Raw genomic sequence first — 14,354 nt, 5'->3', positions numbered from 1 at the left:
TTACATGCCTACCAAAATGAATGGAGCCCAGAAGTATGGTCTTGAGTATTGATCCGAATTTAGTAGCGAAAGCTTCGCTGCTCTAAGTGCGGCGTTATAACCGTGATGTTCATTGTTTAGGTTGTACTTATAAAACTCAATCATCATCTGTGCGGTACTCGCATCAGCCACTTGCCACAAAGACACAATGATGTTATTTGCGCCTGCATATTGCAGAGCCCTGCTTAAGCCTACTATCCCTTCACCTTTGGCTACTTTGCCTAAGCCTGTTTCACAAGCAGATAGCGTCACTAAATCAGCATTAATACTCAGATTGTATATTTCGCCAGTGTATAGACTTCCATCTTCCTCATCTCCCGGTCTGAGAAAAATCCTGGAAAGAGCGGGTTCAGACTCGTTTACCAGTCCGTGTGTTGCGAAGTGTAAGTAGCGATACTTACCAAGATCCTCCTTTTTAAAATTGTATTCACTCGCCTCTGTTCCAATGCACACTTTGGTTTCACAGTTGCTACCCATAAATAGATATCTGATTTCATCAATTTCTTTTTCAGATCCGGGCAGAGTTGACATTCGCACTTCATTATCCTCAAACGATACGGGTGCTATCAATAAGATTTCAGGATTGATTTGCTCTTCATCAGCTATTCGTTCGATAAATAGAGTCGCTGAGTAATCATATGAAATGTGATAGTTCTTAATTAGAAAGCCCATGCTTTCATAGTTTTCACTTTCGTTTTCAGGGTTTACGAAAGCTTCAAATGGAATGGTGCCTAAGATTCCATCCGGTAGAATCACCAACTCCTTGATACTTGCAGATAGATCCGGTATCAACTGTTCATGCAATGCTTTTGCACTCTTTAAAAATGCAGCTTTGCTGTTGTACTTAATGCCATTACGAAGACCGGAAGTTGTTTTTTGAAAATCTTCACCTTTAGGTATAGATTCTGCCTTAATGGATTTCTTTGTAATGATGAATAAATAGATGTCATCCTTACCTATAAAATAAGAAAGCATGGCAGCTTGATCACTTAGCTGATTTTGTACCGATGCAACCGTAGCGATGGACTGGTTATATTTTAGTTTGTAGTATTCGGGATAGCTAGACTCCAGTTTGTTTATAAAATCCCTATATGCATTTTGATAAGTGAAAAGCAGATCTTTCATTTCCTGATTGCCAATATTTTCCTGCAGGGCAAGCTGTTGCTCCAGGTATGAGATTTCATCTCTTAGGCTGTCTTCAAGCTGGATTTGATCATCGGGAATACCAGCAAATTTTTTGGCTTTAGATTCTGCAATGGCTTCTAACAACACAGCTGATTTGCTACGTTCACAAAAGTCAAAAGCTGTTTGCAGATGCTTCTTCCGGTTGAAGCTTTGTTCACTTAATACCAGGGAGAGTTGAATGCCATTTTCATAGACATCCTTTGCTATTTGACCTAGTCTGAGTTTATCTTGCTCGTTTAGTCGATTTCTTCGAATGATAGTGATCAGGTCATCACACGTTTGGTAGGTTTCAATTGCAGAAACAATGTCTCTTACATTCAGTGATTTCTCAAAATGCAATGCTTCTAAGCCAATTGCTTTTGCTTGTAAAGTTCTAAGCAGGATATCAGCATTAAAGTAGTTGTTTAGTTTTGGCAGGTCATAGATATCTGTGAATGTCTGGTCAGGTAAATTCGCAAAAACTGCACGTTGGTAGAACTCTACTGCTGTTTTGAATTCCGTTTTCTTCAAATAAACCTCTCCAATAAGAAAGTAGGTGTTAGCAACTTCAGGATGCTTTTCACCATATAAGCTAATGTAAGTTTGTAGCGCTTCTTTCAGATTCAAAAGTGCTTTTTCAAATACCTCTTTTTTCAAATAGACACGGCCAATAATGGATTGTATGTATGCCTTATTAGAGTTTTCGCCTTCATAAGTGGCATCATAGATCAATTTTACCTGGTTTAGTTGATCAAGGGCCTCATCATATTCTTCTTGTTCCATATTTGCAAAAGCAATATTGAGGTTGGCCCTTAGTGCCCTTCTGCTACTATTCCCGAGCTTTTCTTCATAGATGCCTTTAGCTCTATTAAAGTAGATAAGTGCTTGTAGTGGATCGCTGGTTAAATAAACTCTTCCCAGGTTATTGTATGTATTAGCAACTTCGATTGATTGTGCACCAAAGAGCTTTCTTCGCATTACAAAAGCCTGTTCATGATATTGAATGGCCAACTCATTATTTTCAATATTCTTATAAACAAGCCCCAGTGCGTCCAGACAGTCGGCCTTAGCTTCAGAATCTTCTTTTGAAAACTTTTTTTCTGCAGCAAGCAGGCTTTCTAGCGCTTCATCGTTTCTTCCCAGGTTTAAATAACTTAATCCGAGCAGTGTCAGGCACTTTGCTTCCAGCTTTGTCTGGTTCGGAGCTTCATTTTGAATGAAATTGATGGTGTTTTCAGCCAGATTTTTGGCAAGGAATGGATTTCCTGCCTCAATTTGACAGGCTATCATTTTGTTATGCGTGTCGATGTATATTTCGAACTGTTCATTTGCAAAAAATTGATCGCTGGCAGTTTTATAGCGTTCATAGGCTTCATTAAACTGACCATTTTCAAATAATTTATCTCCCGTTTTAATGTCTGATTCCTGTGCTGAAATCAACAATGAGAATAGAAGCAAACTATATGTAACGATTTGTCTCATCGCTAGAATTTATAGATGTAGCTAACACTTACTACCTCATCCCGTGTCAGTCCATCCGGGTTAAAATCTCGATCCACTACCTTAATACCTTTGATGATCTTAACGCTATTGTTAACATCGAAGTGGTAGCCAAAACTTCCTAATACGGACAATGCCAGTCCGGTGGTATTTGGCAACTTCCCTCTTTCGTTCGTTCCGGGTATGATGGCCTCATCTTTGGTTATCCGGTAGATCGGTAATGCACCAAGCGAGAAATTGAAATTAGTGAATCGCCAGTTTCTTTCCACCCGAAACATGACATCTATGCCGCGCTTTAATTCTTTGCCTCTGTCATGACTTTGCAGATATTCCGTATCTGGATAGTTTGGAAAGCCACTCCATGCAAATTGATTATTGTTTTTGGTAAGTGCAACCTGAATTCCGGTAGCAAATAGCCATTTACCGCTCAATGCAGAAATACCTGCGATTGCATCATATGAACCAAGGCTAGGTTGATAGTACATGTGAATCGGTGCATCTACGCCTCCTGTATGTTCATTGTTTACTGTTTCATTAGAATCCCCTGTAGGAATTTTAGCTCCTAAAGTTCCATTCACCACCCATCCATTGTAAGTTTTTAACTGACGCGTGTAGCTCAATGAGATATCTCCTGGCCCGGCTACTTCTCCCAGATTTCCTGACACCCACATATAAGGTAGCTTGATCTGGAAAGAGCTGTAATCATTGATTCCAAGATTAAAGTCGACAGTAGCTGCTTGAATCACTGCAGTCAAAAGACTTGTGCCTTTGTAATAATTAAATTCTATGGATCGCAGCTTAATGGCGATACGCTTGCTGTAATTCTGATCCGGTTTCATAGCTCCCATGGTGCAAAAACCAGCATCACTACAACCTTGAGCATCAGCATGATATGAGGCTAAAGATACAAGTAACAGTATAGATAAGTGACGATATAAACGCATAACGATTGGATTATATGCTGTTACAATAATACAGAATCAAGAAACACTTATCCGATAAAAAAAATCTTTTCGATTAAACCATTTCAAACATGACTTGTCAAAGGACCAAAATCGATTAAAAAACAAAACGAAATACGACGATTATGAAAAAGCTATTATTTATCCCCATACTTATTACCGCCATTTTATTCACTTCTTGTAGTGATGATGGTGAGGACATGCCGGTTGATTTGATTAGTGAGCTAGACGCAGATTCAGAGGCAGCTCTGGAGTCAAATTATGAAGATGTAGACTTAATTGTAGAAGCAGGTGTAGCATTTGCGGATGCTTCAGGAAGGGTAGAAAGAGACACAGTATTGGAATGTGCAGAAATTACGCATGACCAGGAAAACAAAACAATTACGATTGATTATGGCGATGGTTGTGTGATCAGAGGAGGCAGAACTCTAAAGGGAATGATCATTATTGAGTATAATGATAGAAAGTTAGTCCCTGGTGCTTATCGAATAGTGACTTTTAATGAATTTTCTATTGATGATGTACAGGTAGAAGGTACACGTACACTTACCAATATCTCTGAAAGCTTTGATGATAATCTCACGTTCAATATTCTTTTAGAGGGAGGAAAGCTTTCATTCCCTGATGAAACAACTGCTACTCGGGATGCAGATCACACCAAAACATGGATCAGAGCGAATAATCCATTAAATGATGAATTCCACATAGAAGGTGGGGCCAATGGTTCTAATAGAGAGGATGTAAGATATGAAGTGGAAATCCTGGAAAAGCTGGTATTTAAAAGAGCTTGTCGAGCTAGTGGAGTATTTATCCCGGTATCCGGTATCAAGCAAATAACTTTTGGAGACAATGTTGCAGTGATTAATTACGGAGATGGAGATTGTGACAATGAGGTTACTATAACACTGAATGGTGAGACATTCACTCGCACAGTGCAGCCAAGAGGAAATAGAAACTAAGCGAATTGTTTTAAAAGTTCAGGTAGGTAACGACCCTCATGATTCTTCGGAAGATTGAGGGTTTTGCTTTTTATAGTGTTGAGGTAAAAGCATAGCTAATGATGTTAGCACCCATTTTCAATGCTTGTATTCTCACTTCCTGTGGGTCATTATAAACGGATTGGTCTTCCCATCCATTGCCTAAGTCTGACTCGTAAGAATAAAAACAGACGAGCCGACCCTCATAGATGATTCCGAATCCCTTAGGTGGTTTTCCATCATGTTGATGAATTTTGGGAAGACCTTGATCAAAATCAAATTTTTGATGGTAGATGGGGTGGTCAAAAGGGAGCTCCACAAATTCCAATTCAGGAAAAACTTTTTTCATTTCGATTCTCACAAACTGATCCAATCCATAATTATCATCGATGTGCAAGAATCCACCAGAAGTGAGGTAGGTTCTCAGGTTTTCTACTTGGGCATTATTGAAAACCACATTTCCATGGCCTGTCATATAGACATAAGGATATAAAAACAGATCCGGACTACCGACCTCAACGACATCTTCAGATATAGCTAGATTGGTATTGATGTTTTGGTTGCAGAACTCAATGAGATTTGGAAGTGCTGTTTTATTCGCATACCAGTCCCCACCACCATCATATTTTAGTTTGGCGATTTTAACTGGCTGGGCCAGGGAGGCCGCAGATATAAACAGAAACAGGATCCAGGATATTCTCATACTTCAATTATACTATTCTGAGTGTAAATAGTTATTCGAATAGCTCTGCCAATGGTTCACCATCTGCCATGCTGGGCAGTGAAATGTTCAGTAGCATGGAAAGAGTAGGAGCAATATCTGTGATAGCCACTTTTCTTACACTGGAACCCGTCTTGATACCAGCTCCATAGAAAATGATTGGAATATGAGTGTCATATGTATACGGTGTTCTATGGTCAGTGCCCTGTCTTCCCCAGGCATCATTGAGTGTGCTGGGAGTAAGTATGTAAAGAATATCTCCTGATCGTTTATTATGATATCCATTTTGCAGTCGCGCTAGCATCGGGTCGGTGTACATTCTCATTTTCACCTCATCTGCATCAATAGCGTCTACAATGAAATCTTCCTCCATTAGCGCATCAATCACTACTTGTTTTACTTCATCCAATGAAAGTTTCTTTTTCTCGATGAGCGCTTTATTTAAATATACTTGCTCATTGATGAGGTACTCGACCCATTCCCCATCTCCAAAAGTGTCAGTTAACTTATCACCGAGCATACTTTTTATGTACCCATTGTTATGATATCCACCAGGCATTTTGTTTTTATACATATATGAAGGTACGTCGGTCGCTCCATGGTCGGCAGACAAAAAAACGGTGTAATTACCCTCACCTACAGATTCATCAAGGAAACTTAAAAGCTCACTAATGTCATTATCTAATCTTAAGTAAGTGTCTTGTATCTCCTTAGATCGCGGACCAAACCGGTGACCCACATCATCTGTTGCCGAGAAGCTCACTGTCAGAAAATCAGGAATGGTGTCCTGACCTAATTCCTCCCCGGTAACCGCTTCCATGGACACTTCTTTTATCATGGTATTAGTAAAAGGAGTGTACTTGAGTAGCGACATATCATTCTTGAACTTTGGAAGATCGTGTGGAAATGAAACACCCATTCCTTTTCTTAATTCCTGCTCGTATGGATTATCATCTGCGATGCTTTCATTATAGCTTCCCTCATCTTTAAAAAGCGTCCATTTCTTCGAAAGAAAGACCAGCGGTCTGTTTTTACTGTTATAATTTTTCACCCATTCCGGCAATTCATTCCGGTAGTAGGTGCTGGTAATTATATTCCCACTCTTTAGATCATACCAATAAGCTCCCGTGGGGTTGTGGCCAGCAGGAATAGCAGCACCACGATCTTTTAGGGAAACTCCGACCACCTTGGAGTTGAAGTTATAGAACAACCTCAACTCATCGGTAATAGTAGTTGCATTTACATTGCGAGGAGATACTTCGCCATTGGACTCACCACCTACAACTGAAGCTGCACTATCATATACGCAGTTTATTTTTTGATTAATGGATGTGGCATACCAGTCGTTACCAATAATTCCATGCCGCGAAGGAGTAGTGCCAGTATAAATAGAAGCATGTCCCGGTCCTGTTTTAGTCGGCATGTAGTCATAATGTGCATTGCGAAATAAAAACCCGTCATTAATCAACCGTTTGAAACCTCCTTCTTCAAAATCTTCATAAAACCTGGAGATATAGTCATACCTCATTTGGTCAACGACTATTCCAACCACTAATCGAGGCTTTTCCTGCGAAATGGATAGGTTAGGTAAAATGATGATAAGGGTTAAAAGAATCTTTTTCATGCCAGTCGATTAAAAAACGTGAAGGTATTAAACCAAAATTATTCCACAATTAAATTGTTAGATGATATTATGAATTTTCGATAATCATAGTGTCTGCATGTATGGGATTAAGCCTGTAATTTTGCGGCCATGCAAGATAAAATCCTGATCCTCGATTTTGGTTCTCAGTATACACAGCTCATTGCACGAAGGGTTCGTGAGTTGAATGTTTACTGCGAAATCCACCCTTTCAGTAAATTTGAAATTACTCCAGATATAAAAGGAGTCATTCTTTCAGGTGGTCCTTGTTCCGTATTAGATCCCGGTTCTCCGGATATGAAGATGGACGCATTAGGTGATTTACCTGTTTTGGGTATTTGCTATGGCGCTCAACTTCTGGTTCAAAAAAATGGCGGTAAGGTTGCCAAATCTGATCATCGGGAATATGGTCGAGCAAATTTAAAGTCCGTTGATTCACATTTCGATTTACTGAAGGAAGTTGAAATTGGAAGTCAGGTGTGGATGTCGCACGGAGACACAATTACAGAATTACCGGATCATTTTCAGAAGATTGCTAATACAGAGTCGATTCCTGTAGCAGCTTTTAAAATCAAGGACAAGGATGTTTATGGCATTCAGTTTCACCCGGAAGTAACGCATAGTACACAGGGCAAGATAGTCTTGCGAAACTTTGTGGTTCACATTTGTGGAGCATCACAAGACTGGACACCTGATATTTTTGTTGAAGAGACCGTTGCACAACTAAAAGAACAACTTGGTAGTGACAAAGTTGTGCTAGGGTTGTCCGGTGGGGTAGATTCCTCAGTGGCAGCCATGCTCATCCATCAGGCGATTGGAAAAAACCTCTATTGCATCTTCGTGGATAATGGACTCTTGCGAAAGGATGAATTTGAGGGAGTACTAGAGTCATATGAAGGGTTAGGATTGAATGTAAAAGGAGTAGATGCCAAGTCGCGCTTTTACGAAGAGCTTAAAAATGAGACCGATCCTGAAAAGAAGCGTAAGATCATCGGGCGGGTGTTTATTGAAGTATTCGATCAGGAAGCTAAAAGCATCAAAGATGTGAAATGGTTGGCTCAGGGCACTATTTATCCGGATGTAATTGAATCTGTTTCCGTAAATGGCCCATCAGTCACTATTAAATCACATCATAATGTAGGTGGATTACCTGCCAAGATGAATTTAAAAGTAGTGGAGCCGCTAAATACCTTATTTAAAGATGAAGTAAGGAATGTAGGCAAGTCGCTTGAAATTCCTGACTTTATTCTTGGAAGACATCCCTTCCCGGGACCGGGTTTAGGCATTCGGATATTAGGAGATATTACCGCAGAAAAAGTGAGAATCCTTCAAGAGGTTGATGCGATTTTCATCAATGGCTTGAAAGAGGAGGGGCTTTATGACGAAGTTTGGCAAGCTGGTGCTATGCTACTGCCTGTTCAGTCAGTAGGCGTAATGGGTGATGAACGAACCTATGAGAATGTAGTGGCTTTACGTGCAGTTACCAGTCTCGATGGCATGACAGCCGACTGGGTTCATTTACCGTATGAATTTCTCGGTAGAATATCCAATAAAATCATTAATCAGGTAAAAGGAGTCAACCGGGTGGTGTATGACATCAGCTCTAAGCCGCCTGCCACCATCGAGTGGGAATAATCATTAGCTTTGAAACAAAAAAAGACCAGTGAGGATAATCATAATCAGCTTGCTCATCTTATTATCTTCTGTTGGATTCACCCAATCCAATCAAGGAGAATATCTGGAAGCAAAACGTCAGTTTTCGCTTGGCAATTATGAAGTTGCTATGCAGGCTTTTCAGACATTGACAGAAGATGCCTCTTTCGGAGAATATGCATCGTTCTATTATGCTTTGTCAGCTTTAAAATCCGGACAAAAAAAGGTGGCCGAGGATATGTGGAAGCAGATTGAGGCTAAATATCCGGATTGGGAAAAACTCAATGAGGTTAACTACTGGCTGACATACGTTGCTTTTGATCAGGGCAAATTATGGCAAGCCTTCCGTAGGGTGGATTCCTTACCGCAGAAATGGAAAGACCATTTGATCGACACTTTTTTGGGTGATATGAGCATTGATGGGTTGGATTCTGCGTATGCCCTGAATCCCAATAACCCTCATATTGCTGCATATTACGCAAAGGCAATTAAAGCGCAACCATATGATGAACGGGATCAGCTGATGTTGCAGGAGTTGGCACAAAAATTTGATTTAACGTTAGGTCCGGATGAGAGTCTCCCTTTGATTAAAAAGGATGAATATGCGATTGCAGTGGTATTGCCATTTATGTATGAATCATTGGAGACACCACAAACTGTGATTCGCAACTCCATCATTTTTGATCTTTACCAAGGCATGCAGTTAGCTGCATCAGATCTGAATGCAGAAGGCATAAAGCTTAATTTGTTTCCTTTCGACACCCAGAAAAAAGGAACGGTCACATATGACCTGGTAAAAAATGAACAATTGAATGATGCAGATGCGATCATTGGGCCATTGTATTCAGCACCATCTAAGGTGATCAGTCAGTTTTCGAAGGAGAATAAAATTCCGATGATTAATCCGGTATCATCCAATGAAGAGATAATTGGTGATAACCCATATTCATTTTTGTTTAAACCGGCTTATAGTACCCAGGGCAGGGAAGCAGCCAAATATGCAGCTAAGAAATTCAAGGATAATAAGAAGGTATTTATCTTCTATGAAACCGATAGGGACAGTATCGTTGCTAATGCCTACAAGGAAACAATAGAAAAAGATAGTTTTTTCGTTATTCAATTTGCGAGATTATCAAATTTGGATGCTCAGCAAATCCAAAAAGACTTTACGGAACAGTATGAAGTGAGGCTTGACACCATGTATTCTCAGCAGGAAATTGATTCGATTGCGTTATTGCCGGGCAGAATTGTTCGAACGAGAAGTCTGAGAAATGAAGCGACAGGTAGAATTATAAGAGATAACAACGGTGAAGATGTAATTGAATCTTATGAAGTGAAGTTCACTGTGCAGCCGGATAGTATTGGGCACATATTCGCTGCTACTTCCAGCAACGTGCTGGCAAATAATTTTATAAGTATGGTAGAGGTAAGGAGTGATAGCATCGGGATCATTGGATATGAGGATTGGCTTGATTTTTCATTGATGTCCTATTCACAACTTGAACGCTTACAGGTTGATTTTTTGAGTCCATCTTATTATGATGAGGACAGTGAAGATTTTCAGGATGTTAATAGCAGGTTTATTCAGCAAATTGGAACTGCACCAAGTGAATATCACATTTATGGGTATGAGTTGGTTCAGCAATTAGGACACTTAATGAATGAACATGGAAAATACTTTCAGCGAGGACTTTCCGGTGGCGATTTTTTTCCAGGCTATCTAATGGAAGGACTAGAGTACGGTCCATATAAGGATAATCAGGTAGTACCAATTACTACTTTAAGGGATTTAATATTGGAAAACCAAAACATTGAACAAGAAGTTAGCGGATCAAATGAATATAACGACGAGTAAAGAGCTTTTTGAACGAGCACAAGATTTTATTCCTGGAGGTGTAAACTCACCGGTAAGAGCATTTAAAGCAGTGGGGGGTGACCCCATTTTTTTTGCTAAAGCTGAAGGTGCTTATATGTATGATGAGGATGGCAATTCATACATCGATCTCATCAATAGCTGGGGCCCAATGATTTTGGGTCATGCAAAGAAAAACATTGAAGAAGCAATCTTTAAGGCAGTTATTGGTTCCCCTTCTTTTGGAGCACCGAGTAGGATGGAAGTGGAGTTGGCTGAGTTAATAACAGAGATGGTTCCATCCATCGAAAAGGTGCGAATGGTTAATTCAGGAACTGAGGCTACCATGTCTGCCATTCGACTGGCAAGAGGCTTTACCAAACGTGATAAAGTGCTCAAATTTGAAGGTTGCTACCATGGTCATGGTGATTCTTTCCTGATTGCCGCTGGTAGTGGGGCAGCCACCATGGGAACGCCGGACAGTCCGGGCGTAACGAAAGGAACCGCTCAGGACACACTACTTGCTCCATTTAATGATGTTGAGAAGGTCAAGGAGGTTGTAAGTGCCAATAAAGGTGAAATAGCAGCCATTATCGTAGAGCCGGTAGCCGGAAATATGGGTTGTGTTTTACCTGAGCCGGGTTTTCTGGAGGGATTACGATCGATTTGTGATGAAGATGGGATTATCCTGATTTTTGATGAGGTAATGACCGGGTTTCGTCTCTCTAAAGGTGGAGCACAAGAGATCTTTGGCGTGAGGCCTGACTTAACCACCTTAGGAAAAATCATTGGAGCAGGGATGCCGGTTGGTGCTTATGGAGGTAGAAGCGATATCATGGATTTTGTATCTCCTCAAGGTCCTGTTTATCAGGCCGGTACGCTTTCTGGAAATCCTGTTGCAATGGCAGCAGGTTATGCACAGTTGAGCTACCTCAATGATCATCCGGAGGTTTATGAGAATATTGAAAAAACCACAAAGAGAATCCTGGAAGGCTATCAAAAAGCGCTGAAGAAGCATAAGAAGGATTATACCATTAATCAAATCGGCAGTATGATTAGCTTATTCTTCACAGATAAGAAGGTGGTTGATTTTGAAACAGCAAAAACGTGTGATACAGCACTTTTCGGTAAATATTTCAGATTCAATCTAGAGAATGGGGTCTATTTGCCACCGGCCCAGTTTGAGTCGTGGTTTATCTCTAATAGCATCGGAGATGACGAGGTAACAAAGATTGTGAAGACGTTTGAAGCATTTTTAGAAAAAGGCGAGTGATATCATAACCCCCAGGCCTAAGCTGAAACCCAGTAGAATTGAATAAAAAAAGCCGATCATAAAAAACTTGGTAATACACCAAACGAGTTTTTGGGCATATACTTTCTTAAAGCTGATAACGATATAGATGGAGGACAGCAGGACTGCAATGTTGATCCCATAATCCTCAAAGTCTTCTATTAGCAAGGAAAACACCCAAACCCAGCCAAGTAGAAAGAAGAATAATGAATGCAGATGGATGGAGTGAATCAAGTGCTTGATATAGAGCCCCTTTCGCCAAAAGAATAGTTTAAGAAGCAGTGCATAAATTGGAAGAATACAGAAAATGATCATCGGTATTTGACTCATTATGTAGGAGTTGAGCGATGCAGTTGTTTCCTGAGAAATTTTGATCACTTTTTCTGCGGCGTATTGCCTGTGCCAACTGTCGAACGCTAAATTCAATGAATCCATGATTTCAGATGGTGCCAATGTGGTCGTTACGATCAGGTGATCCACCAACTCGGATTTGGTTTTTGGAATGGGCCATCCGTTTTGAGTGGTGTCCGGCAATGCATATAGGCTATCAAATTTATGTAGACTTAACTCTTCCATTTCATCCTGAAAACCTCGTAGTTGCCTGTCCTTTACTGTCGGAGCAAACATCTTAGCCATGAAAAAGAAATGGAAAATACTAATGACCAAATACCACCTGATGGGATTGGCGTATAGCACTCTTCTACCTTCATTAAAGGCAATGGTAAGTTTGCCTGGGCTAAAAAAGAACGGCTTAAAGGTTCTCCCAAACCTTGAATCCAGCGAAAAGAAATTTGATAAGAACTCACGCAAAAGCAAGCCAATACTGACCTGATTGTCAGTGTTTTCCTGTCCGCAGTTAGGACAATAATTATGTTTTTGTTGAAGTAGCTCGCCGCAATTAAGGCAGGCTTTATGTTTCCTTCTCTTTTTCACCTGGTTTGAACTTGTTTAGCAAAAAGGCAATACCCCACATTCCCAGCGCGACTAAGCTATAAAGCATTTGGTTAGTTTCCGTTCTAAGTGAGAAAAAAAGAAACACAAAGGCAAGGATGGTGAATGTCCAGATGAGCGTTGGATATAATTTCATGGTATGCAAAGGTAAAAGAATCCGGGGTTGAGGTGCGCTGCAATTTAAACTAAGCTTCCTTGACCTTTAAGCTCGTTCCTTCATCAGAAATCACTACAACTTCTACTCCTTCATCAATGAAATTACCCCTTGTAAAGGCATCATAGATTTCACCATCAATTTCTATGCGACCACTTGGTCTAAGTCTCGAATAGGTTTTGCCTGTTTTTCCAACCAGGGATTTTTCCTTGTAAAAGGTAGACGTGTAGCCTTGTGAACCTTCCTGTACATCCTGAAGTGCTATCCGCTTAAATACATCAGAATTTAATAGCCGTGCACCTCCGAAAAACATAATGATTATGGAGCCAAGCATTCCAAGAATCACTGTTGCAACTGAGATGAAAATCTCTTCTGTTCCAACGAAGGAAAAGTCAAACATGTCATTATTGAGCATGACCAGGATCAGAGATCCGATGGTACAAATAAGCCCCAGAACGCCGGCCACCCCAAATCCAGGAATGACAAAAACCTCTAAAGCAATCAGAATAATCCCAACAATAAACATGATGATTTCCCAGTTGGCGGCAAGTCCGTTCAGATAGTTTGGAACGAAGTATAGAATAATGGCAATGATTGAAGCCAGTAATGGAAAACCAACGCCGGGCGTTTGTAGCTCAAAATAGATACCTCCTACAATGATCAGGATCAAAATCCCACTCACAAATGGATTCAGGAATAAAGAGATGATCTTCTCTGTGGTACCCAGTTTAAATTCCTGAAGTTCAAAGTCTGTAACACCGGACCGCTTCATAATGTCTGATATATCATCAACTTCAGCCTCACAAAATCCATATTTAATGGCTTCAGAAGTAGATAAGGTTAAGATTTTTCCTTCCGTTGCGATGCTGTCCAGATCAATATCTTCATCTACCATAGCTTCCGCCATACGTGGGTCTCTACCTTTTGCTTCGGCGGTTGAGCGCATGATGGATCGCATATAAGACTGGTACTTGTCAGGCGCAGCTGCTCCATCCTGGGTGACTACTGTTGCTGCTCCTATACTAGAGCCTTTTGCCATATAGATGCTGTCACATGCTATAGAAATCAGAGCACCTGCCGAGGCAGCATCTTTATTGATGAACGTATAAATGGGTCTGTCGAAATTAAGAATCCTTGTACGAATGTCATCTGCGTCATTCAGGGCACCACCATAGGTGTCTAATTCCAAAATCACATAGTCTGCATCGATCTCTTTTGCTTTTTCTAATCCTAGCTCCGAATAACGATTGGTTCTGGGGTCAATTACATCGTTGATTTTCAGATGTAAAACAACCGGTTTTTCTTTTTCCTGTGCAATTGAAAGGGTAACTAAAAGAAGGGTGTATGCAATAAATAGTTTTCTCATAATCAGATGCTAAAATCTCAACAAGTCATCAATTTTGAACTGTTGAACGTAGGATAAAGTTATTCCAAATTGATCGACTAAA

11 protein-coding genes are annotated in these 14,354 nt (G+C 40.3%); 4 read left to right on the top strand and 7 right to left on the bottom strand.

Annotation, left to right across the window (positions count from 1 at the left end):
• Entirely contained in the window at window positions 1–2,685 is a 2,685-nt protein-coding gene (locus ACQK2H_RS15850) for a CHAT domain-containing protein (RefSeq protein WP_425392354.1), read from the bottom strand.
• 2 nt (window positions 2,686–2,687) lie between these two features.
• Complete coding sequence (locus ACQK2H_RS15845; protein ID WP_425392353.1) at window positions 2,688–3,647, bottom strand: hypothetical protein; 960 nt, start codon at window positions 3,645–3,647, stop codon at window positions 2,688–2,690.
• 143 nt (window positions 3,648–3,790) lie between these two features.
• Here ACQK2H_RS15845 and ACQK2H_RS15840 point away from each other — a divergent pair, with 143 nt between their 5' ends.
• Window positions 3,791–4,624, top strand: a complete 834-nt coding sequence (locus tag ACQK2H_RS15840; protein ID WP_425392352.1) for a hypothetical protein — start codon at window positions 3,791–3,793, stop codon at window positions 4,622–4,624.
• A gap of 70 nt (window positions 4,625–4,694) precedes the next feature.
• On the opposite strand, the gene ACQK2H_RS15835 is transcribed toward ACQK2H_RS15840, so the two are convergent.
• Window positions 4,695–5,345 carry a DUF4159 domain-containing protein gene (locus tag ACQK2H_RS15835; RefSeq protein ID WP_425392351.1) on the bottom strand — a complete coding sequence of 217 codons (651 nt, stop codon included), beginning with the start codon at window positions 5,343–5,345 and terminating at the stop codon, window positions 4,695–4,697.
• A gap of 31 nt (window positions 5,346–5,376) precedes the next feature.
• Window positions 5,377–6,987: an alkaline phosphatase PafA gene (gene pafA / locus ACQK2H_RS15830; protein WP_425392350.1), complete on the bottom strand. Its 1,611-nt coding sequence runs from the start codon at window positions 6,985–6,987 to the stop codon at window positions 5,377–5,379.
• Between the two features lie 129 nt (window positions 6,988–7,116).
• Here pafA and guaA point away from each other — a divergent pair, with 129 nt between their 5' ends.
• From guaA to hemL, 3 genes are read left to right on the top strand one after another with little or no spacing between them, the layout of a single operon-like run.
• A complete protein-coding gene (gene guaA, locus ACQK2H_RS15825) occupies window positions 7,117–8,640 on the top strand; it encodes a glutamine-hydrolyzing GMP synthase (protein ID WP_425392349.1) in 1,524 nt (507 codons plus the stop codon).
• A gap of 28 nt (window positions 8,641–8,668) precedes the next feature.
• Window positions 8,669–10,513, top strand: coding sequence for an ABC transporter substrate-binding protein (locus ACQK2H_RS15820; protein WP_425392348.1), 1,845 nt, complete (start codon window positions 8,669–8,671; stop codon window positions 10,511–10,513).
• Window positions 10,494–11,783 carry a glutamate-1-semialdehyde 2,1-aminomutase gene (gene hemL / locus ACQK2H_RS15815; protein ID WP_425393144.1) on the top strand — a complete coding sequence of 430 codons (1,290 nt, stop codon included), beginning with the start codon at window positions 10,494–10,496 and terminating at the stop codon, window positions 11,781–11,783. The genes ACQK2H_RS15820 and hemL overlap by 20 nt, the downstream gene beginning before the upstream one ends.
• Here hemL and ACQK2H_RS15810 read toward each other — a convergent pair.
• From ACQK2H_RS15810 to ACQK2H_RS15800, 3 genes are read right to left on the bottom strand one after another with little or no spacing between them, the layout of a single operon-like run.
• A complete protein-coding gene (locus ACQK2H_RS15810; protein ID WP_425392347.1) occupies window positions 11,766–12,734 on the bottom strand; it encodes a DUF3667 domain-containing protein in 969 nt (322 codons plus the stop codon). The genes hemL and ACQK2H_RS15810 overlap by 18 nt on opposite strands.
• Window positions 12,712–12,888, bottom strand: a complete 177-nt coding sequence (locus ACQK2H_RS15805; protein WP_425392346.1) for a hypothetical protein — start codon at window positions 12,886–12,888, stop codon at window positions 12,712–12,714. The genes ACQK2H_RS15810 and ACQK2H_RS15805 overlap by 23 nt, the downstream gene beginning before the upstream one ends.
• A 49-nt stretch (window positions 12,889–12,937) precedes the next feature.
• Window positions 12,938–14,272: an NfeD family protein gene (locus ACQK2H_RS15800; RefSeq protein ID WP_425392345.1), complete on the bottom strand. Its 1,335-nt coding sequence runs from the start codon at window positions 14,270–14,272 to the stop codon at window positions 12,938–12,940.
• Between the last annotated feature and the right edge of the window lie 82 nt (window positions 14,273–14,354).

The organism is Ekhidna sp. (assembly GCF_965228795.1).
Classification (GTDB): domain Bacteria; phylum Bacteroidota; class Bacteroidia; order Cytophagales; family Cyclobacteriaceae; genus Ekhidna.
The sequence above is the reverse complement of the archived record's forward strand: the minus strand, read 5'-3'. Positions and strand labels throughout refer to the sequence as shown.

What these genes read in the sequence shown, in the direction of transcription:
- ACQK2H_RS15850 (WP_425392354.1), bottom strand. Translation starts at nt 2,685, where the DNA reads ATGAGACAAATCGTTACATATAGTTTGCTTCTATTCTCATTGTTGATT.
- ACQK2H_RS15845 (WP_425392353.1), bottom strand. Translation starts at nt 3,647, where the DNA reads ATGCGTTTATATCGTCACTTATCTATACTGTTACTTGTATCTTTAGCC.
- ACQK2H_RS15840 (WP_425392352.1), top strand. Translation starts at nt 3,791, where the DNA reads ATGAAAAAGCTATTATTTATCCCCATACTTATTACCGCCATTTTATTC.
- ACQK2H_RS15835 (WP_425392351.1), bottom strand. Translation starts at nt 5,345, where the DNA reads ATGAGAATATCCTGGATCCTGTTTCTGTTTATATCTGCGGCCTCCCTG.
- pafA (WP_425392350.1), bottom strand. Translation starts at nt 6,987, where the DNA reads ATGAAAAAGATTCTTTTAACCCTTATCATCATTTTACCTAACCTATCC.
- guaA (WP_425392349.1), top strand. Translation starts at nt 7,117, where the DNA reads ATGCAAGATAAAATCCTGATCCTCGATTTTGGTTCTCAGTATACACAG.
- hemL (WP_425393144.1), top strand. Translation starts at nt 10,494, where the DNA reads ATGAATATAACGACGAGTAAAGAGCTTTTTGAACGAGCACAAGATTTT.
- ACQK2H_RS15805 (WP_425392346.1), bottom strand. Translation starts at nt 12,888, where the DNA reads ATGAAATTATATCCAACGCTCATCTGGACATTCACCATCCTTGCCTTT.
- ACQK2H_RS15800 (WP_425392345.1), bottom strand. Translation starts at nt 14,272, where the DNA reads ATGAGAAAACTATTTATTGCATACACCCTTCTTTTAGTTACCCTTTCA.